Origin of the sequence: Collinsella sp. AF31-11 (assembly GCF_003475605.1) — a bacterium.
Lineage (GTDB): Bacteria > Actinomycetota > Coriobacteriia > Coriobacteriales > Coriobacteriaceae > Collinsella.
Genome location: NZ_QRQS01000017.1, coordinates 1 through 18,105, shown reverse-complemented (window position 1 = coordinate 18,105; position 18,105 = coordinate 1). Strand labels below are relative to the sequence as shown.

The 18,105-nt window shown below is 59.1% G+C and carries 15 protein-coding genes; 4 read left to right on the top strand and 11 right to left on the bottom strand.

What is annotated here, in order from left to right:
- Positions 1 to 307: 307 nt before the first annotated feature.
- Complete coding sequence (locus tag DWZ22_RS09635; RefSeq protein ID WP_117734855.1) at positions 308 to 958, bottom strand: HAD family phosphatase; 651 nt, start codon at positions 956 to 958, stop codon at positions 308 to 310.
- 216 nt (positions 959 to 1,174) lie between these two features.
- Between DWZ22_RS09635 and DWZ22_RS09630 the strand changes: the two genes are divergently transcribed.
- A complete protein-coding gene (locus DWZ22_RS09630; protein ID WP_117743434.1) occupies positions 1,175 to 2,158 on the top strand; it encodes a DNA/RNA non-specific endonuclease in 984 nt (327 codons plus the stop codon).
- Positions 2,159 to 2,272: 114 nt separating this feature from the next.
- On the opposite strand, the gene DWZ22_RS09625 is transcribed toward DWZ22_RS09630, so the two are convergent.
- From DWZ22_RS09625 to DWZ22_RS09610, 4 genes are all read right to left on the bottom strand, one after another.
- Positions 2,273 to 4,348, bottom strand: coding sequence for a translation factor GTPase family protein (locus tag DWZ22_RS09625; RefSeq protein WP_118406004.1), 2,076 nt, complete (start codon positions 4,346 to 4,348; stop codon positions 2,273 to 2,275).
- Positions 4,349 to 4,656: 308 nt separating this feature from the next.
- On the bottom strand, positions 4,657 to 5,406 hold the full coding sequence (locus DWZ22_RS09620; RefSeq protein ID WP_199583493.1) for an amino acid ABC transporter ATP-binding protein: 750 nt from the start codon (positions 5,404 to 5,406) through the stop codon (positions 4,657 to 4,659).
- A gap of 188 nt (positions 5,407 to 5,594) precedes the next feature.
- A complete protein-coding gene (locus tag DWZ22_RS09615; protein ID WP_233505102.1) occupies positions 5,595 to 6,248 on the bottom strand; it encodes an amino acid ABC transporter permease in 654 nt (217 codons plus the stop codon).
- A 146-nt stretch (positions 6,249 to 6,394) separates the two neighbouring features.
- A complete protein-coding gene (locus tag DWZ22_RS09610) occupies positions 6,395 to 7,255 on the bottom strand; it encodes a transporter substrate-binding domain-containing protein (protein ID WP_117743430.1) in 861 nt (286 codons plus the stop codon).
- 337 nt (positions 7,256 to 7,592) lie between these two features.
- On the opposite strand from DWZ22_RS09610, the gene rlmD reads away from it, so the two are divergent.
- Positions 7,593 to 9,041 carry a 23S rRNA (uracil(1939)-C(5))-methyltransferase RlmD gene (gene rlmD, locus DWZ22_RS09605; RefSeq protein WP_117734841.1) on the top strand — a complete coding sequence of 483 codons (1,449 nt, stop codon included), beginning with the start codon at positions 7,593 to 7,595 and terminating at the stop codon, positions 9,039 to 9,041.
- A 100-nt stretch (positions 9,042 to 9,141) separates the two neighbouring features.
- Here the strand turns inward: rlmD and DWZ22_RS09600 are convergent, their stop codons facing one another.
- The 5 genes from DWZ22_RS09600 to tilS all read right to left on the bottom strand — a co-directional run bounded on the left by DWZ22_RS09600 (position 9,142) and on the right by tilS (position 15,889).
- Positions 9,142 to 9,963 (bottom strand): phosphatase, encoded by an 822-nt coding sequence (locus DWZ22_RS09600; protein WP_117734840.1) that lies wholly within the window; start codon positions 9,961 to 9,963, stop codon positions 9,142 to 9,144.
- Positions 9,964 to 10,128: 165 nt separating this feature from the next.
- Complete coding sequence (locus tag DWZ22_RS09595) at positions 10,129 to 11,313, bottom strand: pyridoxal phosphate-dependent aminotransferase (protein ID WP_117743429.1); 1,185 nt, start codon at positions 11,311 to 11,313, stop codon at positions 10,129 to 10,131.
- Between the two features lie 189 nt (positions 11,314 to 11,502).
- Entirely contained in the window at positions 11,503 to 13,650 is a 2,148-nt protein-coding gene (gene ftsH / locus DWZ22_RS09590) for an ATP-dependent zinc metalloprotease FtsH (protein ID WP_117763830.1), read from the bottom strand.
- 1 nt (position 13,651) lies between these two features.
- On the bottom strand, positions 13,652 to 14,200 hold the full coding sequence (gene hpt / locus DWZ22_RS09585; protein ID WP_117734837.1) for a hypoxanthine phosphoribosyltransferase: 549 nt from the start codon (positions 14,198 to 14,200) through the stop codon (positions 13,652 to 13,654).
- A gap of 147 nt (positions 14,201 to 14,347) precedes the next feature.
- On the bottom strand, positions 14,348 to 15,889 hold the full coding sequence (gene tilS, locus DWZ22_RS09580; protein ID WP_199406605.1) for a tRNA lysidine(34) synthetase TilS: 1,542 nt from the start codon (positions 15,887 to 15,889) through the stop codon (positions 14,348 to 14,350).
- Between the two features lie 48 nt (positions 15,890 to 15,937).
- Here tilS and DWZ22_RS09575 point away from each other — a divergent pair, with 48 nt between their 5' ends.
- Entirely contained in the window at positions 15,938 to 16,747 is an 810-nt protein-coding gene (locus tag DWZ22_RS09575; protein ID WP_118406002.1) for an MBL fold metallo-hydrolase, read from the top strand.
- Between the two features lie 82 nt (positions 16,748 to 16,829).
- Here the strand turns inward: DWZ22_RS09575 and DWZ22_RS09570 are convergent, their stop codons facing one another.
- On the bottom strand, positions 16,830 to 17,261 hold the full coding sequence (locus DWZ22_RS09570) for an Hsp20/alpha crystallin family protein (protein ID WP_055251783.1): 432 nt from the start codon (positions 17,259 to 17,261) through the stop codon (positions 16,830 to 16,832).
- A gap of 275 nt (positions 17,262 to 17,536) precedes the next feature.
- Here DWZ22_RS09570 and DWZ22_RS10165 point away from each other — a divergent pair, with 275 nt between their 5' ends.
- The gene (locus DWZ22_RS10165) at positions 17,537 to 18,004 is read left to right on the top strand and encodes a hypothetical protein (protein ID WP_117794833.1); all 468 of its coding nucleotides are present in this window, start codon (positions 17,537 to 17,539) and stop codon (positions 18,002 to 18,004) included.
- Positions 18,005 to 18,105 lie beyond the last annotated feature (101 nt).

Genomic DNA, 18,105 nt, shown 5'->3' with positions numbered 1-18,105 from the left:
TTTAGAGAGATGAGCACCTTCTTTTAGAGAGAAATTTAGAGAGATGTATCGAATTCACTGCTAGATTACCTAAGGCCATCTCTCTAACCGACGTTCTCTTTAGAGAGACGTTTAGAGAGACGAGCGCATCTCTCTAACCATGGGCTCCGCTCTTTAAAGCGTACACATCCCAACCGTGCCATAAGTTGCGGCGGGCATTACCCCGCCAACCCGCCAAAAGAGGACGGGTTTATTTTGGCAGGTTTTATCTGGGAAAACGCAAGCGGGGCCACGCCGAAGCCACCGTCATCAGCCTCGGCGCATACCTTTAGCGCACGGCCCTGACCGCCGCCGTCAGATCGAACAGCGTATCGAGCACGGCCTCGCAGCCGTCCGCCACGTCCTGCGGCAACGGCACGATATCGGGAACGGCAAAGACATGGCAGCCGGCCGTGATGCCTGAGACGCAGCCGTTGCGTGAGTCCTCGACCACGGCGCATTCCTCGGGAGCAAAGCCCGCGCGATCGCAGGCGAGCAGGTAGATCTCGGGATCGGGCTTGCCGTTCAGGGTATCCTCGTTGCAGGTCACCGTCTCAAACCTATCAAAGAGGCCGACCGTCTTAAGGTTGCGCTCGGCCGCAACGCGGCGCGACGACGTCGCAAGGCCCACGTGATAGCCCGCAGCCAGCAGTTCGTCCAGGCACTCGGCGGCGCCGGCCTTAAGCTCCAGATCGGTCTTGACCATCTCGTCGAGAGCATCCCTGTAGTGGGCTTCGACCGTCTCGACGATTTCGCGGCTGCCGTAATGCTCCTCAAGGATGTCCCTGACATCAGGCATCGAGCGACCGATAAACTGATGGACCAGCGCATCATCAATCGCAATCCCCAGCTCGGCAGCGCCCACCTTCCATGCCCTCACGTCCAAACGCTCGGTATCGACCAGCGTTCCGTCCATGTCAAAAATGACAGCCTTGATCATATCGGTCCCTTCATCGGCTTGCACGGCCTTCGTTACCGTCACTCTACCGCGCTTTACAGCTTGTATATAACGTATATATCATATTTGGCTTTCGCTACATGAATCAATAGCCTACCAAAAAGGGGCAGGTTTATTTTGGCAGGTTTTATCTGGGAAACGACCTGCGGCGTCTCCTGCTAGACTGGTAGATTCGCAACCGACTAACCAGGAGCCCCCATGTCGCGCAAGTCCGCCTACAAGCAAGTACTTTCCATCGGCACCGCCGTGGTGCTGGGGTTTGCGCTGTTTACGGGATCGATCGACGGAGCGCCCAAGCTGTTGTCGCCGCAAAGCGATGAGCAGGCGGCGGCTCTGGCCGAGAAGCAAAGCGAGAGCCCCAACCGCACCGACGACGAAGCGGACTTGGTCGCCCGGCTCGAATCGGGAACGGCGAGCTCCCCGGACCCTCAAAACAGCCAGGACTCTGGCGATGGCTCCGATTCCGCCGCAACCGACACCGGCGACGGCGCTTCCGCGGACAGCGCCGCCACCCCCATCGACGAGGTCGAAAACCCCGATCTCGACCGCGCCCGCGGCGTATATCTCAGCAGCATCCCCGACTACGCCGGCAACCCCTACGTTACCCTTCGCGCCGACGGCACGCATCCGCTCGGCACACCGTCGTTCACGCTCGATGAATACGAACGGGCCACCGAAGAAGGATGCTTTAAGAGGTTCTCAAAGCTCGACAGCCTGGGCCGTACCCGCAAAGCACTCGCCTGCATAGGACCCGAATCGCTCGGTCAGGGCAAGCGCGGCGATATCTCGCGTATCCACCCCGCCGGATGGCACCAGCAGCGCTACGACTTTATTCCGAGCCAGAGCCTCTATAACCGTTGCCACCTTATCGCTTGGTCGCTCTGCGGCGAAAACGCCAACCGCAAAAATCTCCTGACCGGCACGCGCTATCTCAACGAGACGGGCATGTTGCCCTTCGAAGAGCAGATCCTCGGCTATATCCGCGACACGGGCAACCACGTGCTCTACCGCGTCACGCCCATGTACAACGAAGAGGAACTCGTCTGCCGCGGTGTCCGCCTCGAGGCGCAGTCGGTCGAGGACCACGGCAAGACACTGTGCTTCCACGTGTACTGCTACAACCTGCAGCCGCATGTGCAGATCGACTACGCCACCGGCCGCAACCAGGCCTCGGGGGATTAGCCCCGAGCCACGACAAGAACCGATTTGCAACCCCACCGGGGATCAAAAAGGGCCGCTCCGGATCACCCAGAGCGGCCCTTGCATCGGCACGTATGTTACAGGCAACGTCACACGCTACTTGGCGCGGCCCTCCTCATAGCGCTCGACCAGCTTGGCCTGAACGTCATAAGGCACCTGCTCATAGCCCGCGGGCTTCATGGTAAAGTCGCCCGTGCCGCGCGTGATAGAGCGCAGGCGCGTCGAGTAATCCGTCAGCTCGGCCAGCGGCGCCTGGGCGATGACCACGGTGTCTCCGCGCTCATCGGTCTCCATGCCCGTCACGCGACCACGCGAGGCCGAGATGTCGCCCATCACGGCGCCGGCGTAGCTCTCGGGGATCGTCACCGTGATTTCCTCGATGGGCTCCAGCACCACCGGGTCGGCATCGGCGCACGCCTTGCGCAGGCCGATGCGGGCCGCCGCGCGGAACGCCATCTCGTTGGAGTCGACGCTGTGATACGAGCCGTCGTACACAGCCACGCGAATGCCCGTGAGCGGGTAGCCGGCGATGATGCCGTCCTTCATAGTCTCCTGAACACCCTTATCCACGGCAGGGATCAGCGAGCGCGGAATGCGGCCGCCCACGACCTCGTCCACAAACTCATAACCGTCGCTCGTACCGTCGGCGGTAATCATCGGCTCCACACGCAGCCAGCAGTCACCATACTGACCGGCACCACCAGTCTGCTTCTTATGACGACCCTGGGCACTTGCCGTGCGGCGGATGGTCTCGCGATACGGGATACGGATCGGCACGCTCTTGGCAGCGACCTTGGTGCGGTCCTCCAGACGATTGAGCAGGACCGAAACCTGCGCCTCACCCACGGCGGAGATAATGGTCTGGCCGGTCTCCTCGTCGCGGTCGATGCTCATGGTCGGATCGGCCTTGCAAGCCTTCTCGATAAACGTGTAGAGCTTCTCTTCGTCGCCGCGGTTCTCGGCTTCGATGGCGATACGGTACTGCGAGTTGGGGAACTTAAACGCCGCAGCCTCGACCTTACCGGTAATCGAGAGTGTATCGCCCGTCTCGGCAGCCAGCTTGGGCGCCACGATGATATCGCCGGCATACGCGTGCCCGACCTCGGTCATGTCGCGGCCGCACATCACATACAGGTGAGCCAGACGCTCGCCCTTGCGCGTGCGCGCATTGACCAGCTCAAGGCCCGGCTCAAGCGTACCCGTCAGCACCTTGATAAAGCTGATGCGACCCTGCTGCGGATCGGCCAGGGTCTTAAACACAAACGCCACCGGGCGGTCATCGTCGCTCGAGATCTTGAGCGAATCGCCATCGATAAGCGGCATCTCGCCGTAGTCCGTCGGCGCCGGGAAGTACGTGGCAATATCGTCCATCAGCGAGTTGACGCCCTGCTCCTTAATGCAATCGCCCGCAAAGACCGGCACAAAGATGCGCTCGGCGATCGCCTTGGACAACAAGCCCTCAAGCTCTTCCTGCGTCAGTGTCTCCTCGCCTTCCAGGTATTTCATCATCAGCTCATCGTCGGCCTCGGCAACGAGTTCGCACAGGTGGTCGTGGGCCTGTTCGGCCTGGGTACGATACTCCTCGGGGATCTCCGACTCAACGGCTTCAGCGCCGTTGCAATGGCGCGCCTTCATGCGCACCAGGTCGATGATGCCGTCAAAGTCCTCGCCCTCGCCCCAGGGAAGGGTCACGGCGCCCAGACGCGCACCAAAGCGCTCCTGCAGCAGGTCCATCGTGGTCGCAAAGCTGGCCTCGGAACGCGACAGACGGTTTACGAACACCGCACGCGCCAGACGCAGGTCCTCGGCGGCATACCAGAGCTTAACCGTCGTAGGCTGCGGGCCGGCCTCGGCGTCGACAACAAACAGAGCCGTCTCGCAGACGCTCATCGCGGCATAGGCGTCGCCGATAAAATCGGGATAGCACGGGGCATCGAGCACGTTGATGCGCGCACCCTTCCAGTCGATCGGCGCAATGGTCGTCGAGATGGAAAATGCACGCTTGACCTCTTCGGGGTCATAGTCAAGCGTGGGCTTGGTGCCGTCGTGGCCGCCCAGGCGGGCGGTCTTGCCGGAAAGGTGGAGCATGGCCTCGGCGAGTGAAGTCTTGCCCACCCCGCCTTGGCCTACGAGCACCACGTTCCTTACGTTACCGGTCTTGGGAGCACCCATGATGACCTCCTTGCAGGGCCGCGCGCAATGCGCGACGCCAACGGGGAGAGTTCGCGGTCGGTGCCGTCCCGGGAGCAGCATGGTCGGCAGCCGAGCCGACTCACCCTCCAAATGTCCTATGCCACCACCCTACCCTTGCATCCGCCTGTCCATGCACACCTTTCGGCGCACGTATGAATACAGACGGCGAGAGGCCAGAGCAAACGTGCGAGGCGATTATTAAACCCCATCGATACAAATAAAAGCCGCCGCAGGCCGTAAGACCTGGCGGCTTCGCCTCAATTAAAAAGTTGAGTAAATAGCTGAGCCTACCCCTCGATACGGCTCAAGAACTCGCGGGTACGCTGCTCGCGTGGATGGTCGATGACCTGCTCGGCAGGACCTTCCTCGACAATACGGCCGCCGTCCATAAAGACCACGCGGTCGGCAACATCGCGCGCAAACTGCATCGCGTGGGTCACGATCACCATCGTCATGTTCTGCGCCGCAAGGTCTTTAATGACACGCAGCACCTCGGCCGTCAGCTCTGGATCGAGCGCCGAGGTCGGCTCATCAAAGAACAAGATTTCCGGGTCGAGCGCCAGGGCGCGGGCAATACTCACGCGCTGCTGCTGGCCGCCCGAAAGCTCGCACGGCACCTTGTTCTCGTTGCCCACAAGCCCCATCTGAGCAATCAGCTCGTGCGCACGAGCTTCCGCCTGCTCGCGCGGGCGCTTAAGCACGCGGATCGGCGCGTCGGTGATGTTTTTCATCACGGTATAGTGCGGAAACAGATTGTAGTTCTGAAACACCAGACCAAACCGCGAGCGCGCCTGCTTGGGCACATCGCCCTTCGCATACACCGCGCCCGAACCCGCATCCGTCGCGACGGCAAGGCCGCCAAACGAGAGCGAGCCTCCGTCGAGCGTCTCGAGCAGTGTGGCGCAACGCAGCAGCGTGGACTTGCCGCCACCCGAAGGCCCGATAATCGCCACGACCTCGCCACGCTTCACCTCAAGCGAGATATCCTTGAGAACCTCATTGCCGCCAAACGCCTTGCGCGCGTTCGATATATTCATTACCGTTCCGGACACGGGAGCCTCCATGTGTTTAAAAAGTCAGCGAGCGTGTGACTGGCGAGACAATGTGCTCCGAAAGAGGAGCGCCGCGTACTTCTGTACGCAAGCGACGGTTTGAGGAGCAGATTGGCCGTCAGGCACGCGCGCAGCGTCGAGCAGTCCGCCGTTCGTTAGAACGGCGGAACGATCTAGTCATGGTAATAGTCCAGCTTCTTTTCGGCGGCGCCCAGCAGCATCTCGACCACAAAGTTAAAGACCCAGTAGATCAGCGCCGCGATTGCAAACGGCACCATGTTCACTTGCGAGGCAACCAGCGCCTTGGCCGTCGAGAACATCTCGCCCACGCCAATGGCAAATGCCAGCGACGTATCCTTGACCAGCGTGATAATCTCGTTGCCCATCGCCGGCAAAATGCGCTTAGCGACCTGCGGCATCACAATGTACAAAAATGTCTGCAGGCGCGAATAGCCCAGCACCTCGGCAGCCTCGTATTGACCACGCGGAATAGACTGCAGGCCCGATCGATAGATCTCGGCAAAGTAGCCGGCGTAGTTGATGATGAACGCCACAACGCACGCCGTCCATTTGGAATCGGGTGTGAGCGAGATGCCAAACACGTAGTACGGGGCAAAGTAGATGGCAAACATCTGCAGCATGAGCGGCGTGCCACGCATGACCGAAATGTAGATGCGCGCAATCCAGCGAAGCGGCGCGATTTTGCTCATGCGCATAAACGCCACGGGGATTCCCAGTGGAATCGACCCGAGCAGCGTCAGCACAAACAGCTGCAAGCTGACCAAGAATCCCTGGCCAAGCATCTGCATCATGACTTGGATAGACAACCTACCCTCTCTTTCGCAACAGCAGAACAGCGGATCTTATTCTCAAATAGGCGCAGTGCCCAAGACTGCGAGCGACAAGCCCGACGAAGCGTACTTTGGTACGCGAGGAGGGTTTGAGCGGCAAGATCGGGTTCCTGGGAAAGCCGTTATTTGAGCACCCAATTATCGAAGGAAAGACCGTAATCTGCATACTTGTCGCAGAGGTCCTTAACCGTGCCGTCCTCGTAGAGCGCCTTGAGCGACTCGGTTACAGCATCGGCCGACTTGGTGTCGCCCTTCTTAAAGCCAACGGCGTAGTGCTCGCTGGACAGCGGCTTGTCGAGCTGCGTATAGGCATCGGGCTTGGCGGCGAGCTGATACTGGGCAATCGAAAGGTCGCAAGCCACGGCATCGACCGCGCCGCTCTCGAGCTGCATAAACGCCGTGTTGTACTCACCGATGGTATCGAGCGTGGCAAACGTCGCGGCCAGATCCTTCTGGTCGCCCTCGAGTACATCCTGCGCAGCGGAATCGGTCTGGGTGATCACGGTCTTGCCGGCAAGATCGTCCCAGCTCTTGATGCCCGCATCCTTCTTGACCACCAGCACCTGCTCGTTGAGCATGTACGGCTCGGAGAACGTGTAGTCGTCCTCGCGGCCCTCCATGGTAAAGCCGTTCCAGATGCAGTTGATGGCGCCCGAGTTGAGCAGCGTGTCCTTGGCATCCCAGTCGATGGCCTCGTATTTGACCTCCCAGCCCTGCTTATCGGCAACAGCCTTGGCCAGATCGAGATCAAAGCCGGTGTACTCGCCGTCGTCGCCCACAAAGCCGTACGGAGGATAGGACTTATCAAAGCCCACCACGAGCTTCTTGGACTCCGCGGCACCCTTCGTATCCTTGGCCGCGGCAGAGCCGGCAACAGAGCCCTTACCGGCACCGCCGCCACAACCGACAAGACCAAGGCCGAGCACCGTGGCGAGCGAGCCGGCTAGACCAACAAACTGACGACGAGACATATCGGTATTCATGGTATTCCCCCTTGGTGGCACTTTAGTTAAGTAAAGTGAGTCATGTAACGTTCAGAATCATACACTTTACCTTGATAGAGTACAAGGGAGGATTTGCCCGCCGGGTGCCGGGGCAGGGGTTAAGTTTGCTGCTCTACAGTCCTGCTCACGACGGAGGCCACATTAAGTGGCCTCCTGTTCGTGCGGAACTCGCGACAAATTAAACTCCGCGCCGGGCGCCACTCAGCCGGGAGACAACGTGCTCGGAACCTTAAATAGCCTCCTCTCCAAACGGGCACGTTGAATGCACGGTACAATTGCTTCGGACTTTTCTTTTATTAAATAGTGGGGTTAATTCATGGCAGAATCTCGTGCGGAGCGTAAGGCTCGTCGTGCTTTGATCGAGGCGGCTGAGGGGTCGGGGGAGAAAAAATCTTCTAAGAAATCCAAGGCGTCTCAGGATGCGAAGGGTAAGTCGGCCAAGGGCAAGGCTAAGGCCAAGCGTTCTGGCTCTCGTCGGGGCGGGGATAAGGCATCTCAGACTCGCCCCAAGCACTCGCATAAAGATCCGGCTTCGGCTGCGCGCAAGACTGTGGACCCCAAGTCTCCCTGTTCGATCATGAAAGCTTGCGGTGGGTGCACGGCGCTCAATCGTCCTTATAAGAAGCAGTTGGCGGCCAAGCAGGCTGCTATGGAGGAACTGTTTGCTGAGCTCTGTGAGCGCGAGGGCATAACCGTCGATCCCATTCGCGGTATGGGCGTCACCCTAGGCGACCCGGGCAAATATCCTGCGCCGCGCGGTTTTCGTCATAAGGCTGCCACTCCGTTTGCTCCCGGTAAGGAGGGCGCTGTCCGCTGCGGTTTCTTTGAGCGCGGCACGCACAAGATCGTTGCCGTACCCGAGTGTCCTGTCGAGGCGCCGGGTGCTCGTCAGATTCTCAACGGTATCGCTCGCGAGGCCGAACGTCTGCACATTCCCGCCTTTAACGAAGACAAGCATCTGGGGCTGCTTCGCTATGCCGTCGTTCGCTGCGGCTGGCGCACCGACCAGATTATGGTCACCCTCGTGACCGCTCAGCGCGACTTGCCGTATGCGCAGGAGTTCTTTGAGGCCGTCGCCGCACTCGATCCGCATATCGTCACCGTTGCCCAAAACATCAACGGACGCCCCGGCAACGCCATTCTAGGCGAGGAGACCCGCATCGTGCATGGCGCCGAATGCATGCGCGACCAGCTGCTCGGCTGCGACTTCGACATCTCCCCCACCGCGTTCTATCAGACCAACCCGCAACAGACCGAGCTGCTCTACCAGCTCGCCATCGACGGCATGGACCTGCGCCAGGGCGACGTGCTTATGGATGCCTACTGCGGCAGCGGCACCATCGGCCTTTGCGCCGCAAAGGGTGCCCAGGACAAGGGCATTGGCATCATGCTGCTCGGTGTGGAGCGAAACCCCGCGGGCATTGCCGACGCGCGCCGCAATGCCGAGCTCAACGGTCTCACCCGCAGCGCTTGGTTTATGGCCGACGACGCCACCGACTACATCCTCGATGCCGCCGACAACAACGAACGCGTCGACGTCCTTTCCATCGACCCGCCGCGCGCCGGCTCCACCCCCGAGTTCCTCGAAGCCGCCTGCGCACTCAAGCCGCGCCGCATCACCTATATCAGCTGCAACCCCGTGACCCAAGAGCGTGACCTGCACCAGCTCCTCGACGGAGGCTATCGCCTGCTCAAGATCACGCCGGTCGACATGTTCCCCCATACCGACCACACCGAAACCGTAGCGATCCTCGGGCGCCGCTAGCCCACCCCAGTAGATTTTTGGGACATGCCTTAAAATCTACCGGCACAAGAAAGGGGGCGGCCCGTCTGGACCGCCCCCTTTCGTTGGCTATATGAGCCCGTTACATGCTCTTGCGCAGGTCGCACACGCCGGCTGCCGCCATCTCGCGCAGCAGCGTCTCGCGATCGCGCGTCACAATCAGGTCCAGCGGGAAATGAATCTCGTCGAGCATCTTGCGCGCCTGCTCGAGCTTGCCAATCGCCATACCAATGTGCGCGTCGGTCGAGATGCCAATCCCCACGCCCAGCTCGGCGCAGCGCTCGGCAATCTTGCGGCACACACCCCAATGCTCGGCATCGGTACCATGTTCAAGACTATGGTTGTTAATCTCGATAATCTTGTGCTTGGCCTTGGCCGCCAACAGCACCTCATCGATATCAAAGGGAACACCGGCGCGACCCGTGTGGCCCAGCATGAACACCTTGGGGTGCTCCAGGGCATTGATATACATCTCGGTCGTCTGGGCCAGCGTCGCGCCTTCAGCAATCTGTGAATTATGCACGCTTGCCACCAAATAATCCAAATTGCGCGTAACCAAATCGAACAGCGAATGCTGGCGGCTGAACGGATCGCCGGCAATATCGAGCGTGACAGGAGTGTCCTCGCCAAACAGGCTTCCGTCCAGCGAAACGATATCGGCCTCGGCACCGCGCAACACCAGCACGCCACTCCAAATGCGAGGCCAGACATCCTGGTTGATAAAGAACTGGTAGCTACGCAGGTCATTGGGGCAAGGCGAAACCATAGAGCTCAGATGGTCGGCAGATCCGAGCACCTGCAGGCCACGCTCTGCCGCCCAGTACACATTCTCCTCAATGGTCGAATATGCATGCGCAGAGAACATCGTATGAGTATGGATATCACAAGAAAGCAGGTAGGGCATCGGATCTCCTTATCCGGCATGGCCGTCGCGTATATTCATTGTACGCATAGCCTTCGATAGTCGTAAAACTGCTTCATCCCAATCACACAACGGCATAGACAACGGGGTCTGGCTTAAAACCAAACCCCGTTTCACGTAAAACATTGTAAGCAGAGCGCTTTACTTTCAAAGATATTCGTCGGCCAGTTGCTTCCAGGCAGGCAACGAATTGACGATGGTCTCGTAGCTCACGCAGTAGCCCAAGCGGAACCAGCCCGGCATGCCAAAGCTGTCCGAGGGAACCGCAAGCAGCTCATACTTCTTCGCGCGCTCACAAAAAGCGTTCGCATCGGGCTCCAGCGCCTTCACCCATAGGTAGAACGCGCCATTCGGCTCAACATAGGTGTAGCCGTACTCCGCCAGTGCATCGGTAAGCGCGGTGCGGTTGCGCGCATAGGCCTCGACATCGCTCGGTTCATCAATGCAGTCGATAATCACGCGCTGGAAGAGCGCCGGAGCGCACACGAAGCCCAGCGTACGGGCGGCACCGGCAACGGTGGGCATTAGACGAGCTGCCTGAGGATTCGTATTGGGAACCAGGATCCACCCCACGCGCTCGCCCGGCAGCGACAGCGACTTGGAGTACGAATAGCACACAACGGTGTGCTCGTAAATCGAGGGTACCCAAGGCACCTCGGCGCCGTATACAATCTCGCGATACGGTTCGTCCGAGATCAGCATGATCGGATTCTCGGGATCGCGCTTGGCGTTGACCTCGCACAAAACTTTAGCCAGGCGCGTCAAGGTATCGCGCGTATACACAGCGCCGGTCGGGTTGTTGGGTGAGTCGATAATGACGGCAGCCGTCTTATCGGTAATCGCCTTGAGCACGTTATCCACGCTCAGCTGGAACGTATCTTCATCGGCGAGCGCCTCGACACACGTACAGCCGGCCTTCTCAATCCACACGCGATACTCCGGAAAGTACGGAGCGATAACGATGACCTCGTCGCCCGGATTGGTAATCGCGTTGAGCGTACAGGTGAGCGAAGCCGCCGCACCCACCGTCATAAAGACATCCTTGCCCTCATAGCTCGTGCCAAAGCGGCGGTTGAGCGATTCGGCCACGGCGGTACGGCACTGCGGCAGACCCGGTGCAGGCGTGTATCCATGCAGCTGGTCGCTCGGCAGCTCCAAGGCCTTCTTAATGGACTCAGCCACGGCGGCAGGTGCCGGAACGCTCGGGTTACCCAGTGAGAAATCGAACACGTTTTCCGCGCCGATCTGTGCCTTGCGCTCAAGGCCGTAGCTAAAGATCTCGCGGATGATGGAGCTCTCCGCACCGCGCGCATACATAGTATCGTTGATCATCTGTTCCCCTTTCGCATAGGCGCTATTGTACGCTTTAGCCGAGCAAAGTGCCGCAGCAATGTTAATTGGGGACAGACTTAAATGCGTGAAAACGCTCATTTAAGTCTGTCCCCAATCAACAGATGGCTCCATATCACTCAAAAGAAAAAGCCTCCGCAGGTTTCCCCGCGGAGGCTTTCGTGACAACGATTACTCGTCGACGTCAGTATTGCCGTCGGCCTTCTTTGCGTCAGCAGTCTCGACATCGTCAGCATCCTCAGATGCGACGTCGGCATCCTCCTGCATGGCCGCCTGCGCAAACGCCGCGGCATCAGCCGCCAGCTCCTCCTCGCTCATACGAGGCGCGCGCTTCTTGGTCGGCATGCCGGCCGCCTTGGCATTGCGCTCCTCCTTGGCCGCCAGGATATCGCCCTCGCGCTCAAGGTAGGCGTCCCACTCGTTGTCGAGCAGGGCATTCACGGCGTCACCTTCAACGGTCTCGCGCTCGAGCAGCACGTTCGCCATCAGATCGAGCTGATCGCGACGGGCATCCAGGATCTCGACCGCACGGCGATGGGCTTCGCGCATGATGCGCTGAACCTCGATATCGATGCGACGCGCCGTCTCCTCGGAGTAATCCTGGTGATCAGCGTAATCGCGACCAAGGAACACCTGATGCTGCGCCTCGCCAAACACTTGCGTGCCCAGCTCCTCGCTCATGCCCAGGCGCGTGACCATCTCGCGCGCCATCTTGGTCGCGCGCTCCAGATCGTTGCTCGCGCCCGACGTGATGTCGTCGCACATGAGCTCCTCGGCAACGCGGCCGCCCAAGAACACGGCAAGCTCGTCAAGCATCTCGTTCTTAGTCTTGAGGAAGTGATCCTCCTGCGGAAGCTGCAGCGTGTAACCCAAAGCCTGGCCGCGGCTGACAATCGAAATCTTGTGAACCGGATCGGAGTGCTCCAGGATGTGACCAACCAGGGCGTGACCGCTCTCGTGGTAGGCAATCGTAGTGCGCTCGGCTTCGGTCATCACGCGACCCTTGCGCTGCGGTCCGGCAATCACGCGCTCCATCGACTCCTCGACCTCGTCCATCGATATCACGGAACGATGGCGGCGAGCGGCCAGCAGCGCAGACTCGTTGAGCAGGTTCGCCAGATCGGCGCCGGTAAAGCCAACGGTCATCTGGGCGAGCTTCTCAAACTTAACGTCCTCGTCCATCGGCTTGTTCTCGGCATGCACGCGCAAGATCTGCTCGCGGCCCTTCACGTCCGGACGGTCGACCGTAACCTGGCGGTCAAAACGGCCGGGACGCAGCAGCGCCGGATCCAGAATGTCGGGGCGGTTGGTGGCGGCGATCAGGATGACCGACTCGCTCTCCTCAAAACCGTCCATCTCGACCAGCAGCTGGTTGAGCGTCTGCTCGCGCTCGTCGTGACCGCCGCCCAAGCCGGCTCCGCGCTGACGTCCCACGGCATCGATCTCATCGATGAAGATGATCGACGGGGCCTGGGACTTGGCCTCCTTAAAGAGGTCGCGCACGCGGCTGGCGCCGACGCCCACGAACATCTCGACAAAGTCGGAACCCGAGATGCTAAAGAACGGCACGCCCGCCTCGCCGGCAACGGCCTTGGCCAGCAGGGTCTTACCAGTACCCGGAGGGCCAACCAGCAACACGCCGCGCGGAATCTTGGCGCCCAGCTTTCGATAGCGATCCGGATCGCTCAAAAAGTCGCGAATCTCCTCGAGCTCCTCGACCGCCTCGTCCACACCGGCAACATCCTCAAACTTGACCTTGGGGCGCGTTGCCTCGTTGGTCTTGGCGTTGGTCTTGCCAAACTGCATGTTCCTGTTGTTGGCGCCCATCATCTGGCGCATAAAGTAGAACATGATGGCGATCAGGGCGATCGTCGGCAGCGCGCTCATCGCCAGGTCGCCCCAAAAATCGGGGTCATTGGTGTTGACGATGTACTTGGTATCGGGGTGCTCCGCCATAAGCTCGGCAAGAGAATCGGAGCCGACATAGGTCGAGGAGAAGCTCTTGAGCTCGCTCGTGTCGCCCTTGTCCTTTTTTGTCTTCCAGTAATGACCCGCCACGCTTCCGTCTTGAACCGTATAGGTCAAATCTTCGACGCGATCCTGCTTAATGGCGTTGACCATCTCGCTCGTCGCGAGCTTTACGGTATTGCTGGAATTGGCAAAGCCGGAGCCCATGTTAAAGAAGGCGTAGCCCAGAAGCGCGCAAGCCAAAATAAAATACAGCCAGCCCGTACGCGTGGGCTTCTTGCCTCCGGGCATCCCCGGGATCTTAGGCTCCCGGGGAGTCTGGGAATTGTTATCGTTACGGTCGTCGGGCATCTTACGAATAAACCTCCGGTTTCAAAATGCCCAGATACGGAAGGTTACGATAGCGCTCGGCATAGTCGAGGCCGTAGCCCACCACAAAGGCATCGGGGCAATGGGTTCCAACATACTTGGGCGTGACGGCCGAGGCACGGTCCTCAACGTCCTTCCACAGGAAGGCGGCGACCTCCAGAGAAGCGGGCTTGCGGCTCTCGAGGTTCTTCATCAGATACTTGAGCGTCAGGCCCGAGTCCAGAATGTCCTCGACGATCAGCACGTCGCGGCCACGGATGTCGATATCCAGGTCCTTGATGATACGCACGATGCCGGAGGACTTCACGCCGTCGCCGTAGCTCGAAACAGCCATGAAATCGATGTTGGTCGGCAGCTCGATCTTGCGCATCAGGTCGCCCATAAAGACCACGGCGCCGCGTAGGACCGCGATCAGCACCAGATCCTTACCCACGTAGTCGCGAGTAATCTGCTCGCCTAGGCGAGAAACGATACCGTCGATATCCTCCTGCGTAAACAGAACCTTCTCGATATCCGGATGTTGAGAAGCCATGACAACCCTTTCTTGTGCTTATCGCCCACACACCGCCGTATGGACGCGAACTACACATTCTAGCAGCGCACGGGGTATATTTACCAGCCCGTGCGCCATCAGCGCGGGAATACCGTCAACGTCGCACAGAATAGTAGGCGCAAGGCGCTATTCCGCATCGACTACGCGGAGCAGATATGCCACGCGCGTTGCGGCCGTGCATTTAAAACGCTCGTCGGCCCGAACGCCCGCAACCCACACCACGGCTCCCCCCGGAGCCGTTCTTACCACGGGCACGCCAGAGCGTTCGGAAACGGGAATGCGCGCCTCGTTGAGCAGGTCGGACACTTTCTTGCTTCGACCACTCATTCCCAGCGGGCACATCACATCCCCCGGCACAGGGTTATCCACCCACAAGCGCGCCGATCGAGCCTCAGCGGGAATCTCTCCGCACGAGCCAGCGAGCATCCGATCGCTATCGCGGTCGGCAAAGCCCAAGGCCGCCGCATCCACGATAGCGGCCACCTCTCCGGCAGCCACAAGCTCGCGGGCTCGATGCACGACATCGTATCCCGGCTCAACGGCCATCGGCTCGGCCACCAGCATACGCCCCGCCCCCAAAGACAGGCGCCCGGGAACGGAGATCCAGTCGGCAACTAAGCCCTCGCGCGCCACCGGGGCCTTGAGTGCCAGCATTCCAAACTCCACGCGCGCATCAATTCCCGCCGGGAGTGTGACCGAGCCCGCACCCTCGGCAACACAGGCGAGCACGCGCTCCACATGCCGCATCTCCGGCCGAGCATCGGGGTCGATGCGCTTAATTGCCAGTCGTACGATGCGCCGGGCAATCACCACCTCGGCCGCGGCAAGGCGGCGCGCGTCGAGGACCAGCGCACCCGCCACTTCCTTGCGCAGGCAGCTTCGAAACGCCTGAGCCGAAAGCTGAGACAAAAACGCATCCTCGTCGCCCAGGATCTCGCAAGCGGCACCAATCGTCTTGCAGACGTTCGCGTTGCGCTGTGCCACCACCGGCATCACCCGGTGGCGCACATAGTTGCGCAGGTACGAAACGTCCTCGTTGCTCTCATCCTCCCGCCACAGCTGGCCATGCACCTGCAGATAGTTCACGAGCTCATCATGCGTGAGGTCGAGCAAGGGGCGTACCACGATGTTCCGACGGCGTGGAATGCTCGATAGACCAGCGGGCCCCGACCCCTTAATCGCATTCATCAAAAACGTTTCCGCGCGGTCCGATGAGGTGTGCGCCGTACAGATGCGGGCCGCCGTCCGCGGTGCGCCCGTCTGGGCGCAGAGCTCACGAACGTATCTCCGTGCCGCGGCATAGCGTACCTCGCGGGCAGCCGCCTCGATATTGCCCGATTCATCATCAAAATAGGCATGCTCAACACACAGCGGCAAGCCATATTGCGCGCAGAGCTCGCGCACAAAGGCCTCGTCGCCATCGGACGCCTCACCACGCAGGTGATGATTTACATGCAGTACGTGCAGACGCTCGCGCGCAATGGAAGCGACGCCGCGCCCGTCCATGATATCCAACTTTGATGTGCATGCCATAAGAAGCAAGGCCGTCGAGTCCGCACCACCTGATACCATGAGCACCACAGGAGCAGCCGTCTGCCGCGTCGCCAGGGCGTAATCATCCGCCCTCGACGCAGCATGATGTCCATAGTGCTGAGATACCGTTGGCATTCGCTTCCTCCTCTATTCGTCCGCACCCATTGTATCCTTTGGAATCTTATGTCTCGCCTGCACCTTCATATCCTCGGCAGCGGCTCAAAAGGCAACTGCGCGCTCATCGAGGGGCCGCAAGGTCTCATCATGATCGATGATGGCCTGTCCCGCCGCGAGACACTTAAACGCATGGCGGAGCTCGGCCTCTCGGCAGACGACGTTGCCGCGCTTGTAATTACCCATGAGCGCACCGACCACATCAAAGGGCTCGATGTATGGTGCAAGCACTGGCATGGTCCCCTCTTTGCCAGCAGGGGCACGCTTTCGTGCAAAGAAACCCTCGCACATCTACCCGTAGAGGAATTTGACCCCGGCGACACGCTTTCCATTGCCGGCATCCGCGTGCGAACCTACCCAACATCGCATGATGTCATCAATCCTGTCGGTTATCGATTCGACACTTTCGATGACTCCATTGGCTTTGCCACCGACACCGGAGAGCTAACCAAACAAGCTATAGACACCCTCGAAGACTGCCGAGTTCTTGCACTCGAGAGCAACCACGATGTGGCCATGCTGCGCCAAGGGGATTACCCCCGCTTCCTCCAAGAGCGAATTTTATCTGCAAAAGGCCATCTCTCTAACGACCAAGCCGCCGACGCAGCGCGTGGGCTCGTCACCGATCGCACCGAACAGCTCATTGCGATGCATATCAGCCAAGATAACAATCGCCCGAGCCTTACCGTCAAAAGCTATGCCAAAGCTCTAGCCGCAACCCTGGATGACGAGGTCGGCAGTTCCGCCACCCTTCTCCAAGGATCGCGAAAACTCTCGATACGCCCCGCAAGCCAGCATCGACCAGCAACCATTCAATAGTCTGTCCTAGACAGCAAAAGGGGCCGGGAATCGCTTCCCAGCCCCTTTTGTTGTCTTTTAATAGCGCGGAGCACCAACGAAGTTAGTCGATGGAGATCTTCGTAACGTTCTTCTTCTCGACGATCTTGGGAACCGTTACGGTCAGGATGCCGTCAGCATACTTAGCCGAGAGGCCCTCGCTCGAAGCGTCCTTGAGATACACGCCACGCGTCGCGCTGTACGAGCTGAACTCCTTCTGCAGGAAGTTCTTGCCCTCGTTCTCCTCGTCCTCCACAACGTTCACGCTAATGGACAGACGGCCTTCATTAAGCTCAACATCGATGTCATCCTTAGCCACGCCGGTCAGATACGCCTTGACCTCATAACCATCGCCCTTGTCCTCGACATCAACGGGGAACGCCTTGGAAGCAATCGAGTTGTTTGCAAGGTCGGTCATATCATCAAACAGATCGAACAGCGAGCTAGCAGAAGGACGAACGCCAAAAACCGAACGATAAGGAACCATGCTTGCCATGTTTACCACTCCTTTTAGGACTGCCGAGCCATCTTCTAGGTGACTGGGACTTCTTTTGACGCTCTTATATATGCCCACACAGTGCTTAGATATACATCGACTTAAAGTTTTTTGAGTCCAGTACTATAAGCATATCTAAGTGTGTATGACTCAAGTTTTAGTAAGGTTAAGGTTCTTTGAACCAGAGCTTAAATAACGAGTATGTTCGCAGCTACAAATAACAAGGGGCTTACAATGAGCGCGTACACGTTGTTGGTAACGAGCTAAAGGGCATCATGGACGATCAAAAACAGGAAAACACGCTTATGCCGGAGCAGGACGAAGTGTCCAGCCCGCAACCGATTCGATTCCACCGCCCCCACATCTCGCAAGAGCCCATCAATGATCCAGGACCGGAATATGTGACAAGAAACCGATATCAAACACTCGAAGATGCGCAAACGGGACGCAAGCATATGGGCGTGGCCTCGGGTGACCCTGTGTATCTGAAAGACGCACCATTATCTAAAAACAGCGCAGATAGGGATGAGCCGATGAAAGCATCCGCCGCTCATCGACAAAGAGGGCCGCGACCCAAGCAAACCTTGACGAACTCGGCTCGCTATCTAGAAACGCCAAAACAGGGCAAATCAATCTTCGTTTCGTCAAGTAAACGACGCAAGCAACATCGACTGGCAATCCTGCTTTTGATCATTACAGCCATAGCAGTTGCCCTTGTTATTCGTTTTATTTTCTTTAAATAAAAGCTCAATACCAAAAAAGAATTAAATCGTCTGGCGTAAATGAGTCATTTATGCCCCGTAAACGCAAAAAAGGGGGAGGCCGCGAGGCCTCCCCCTTCTCC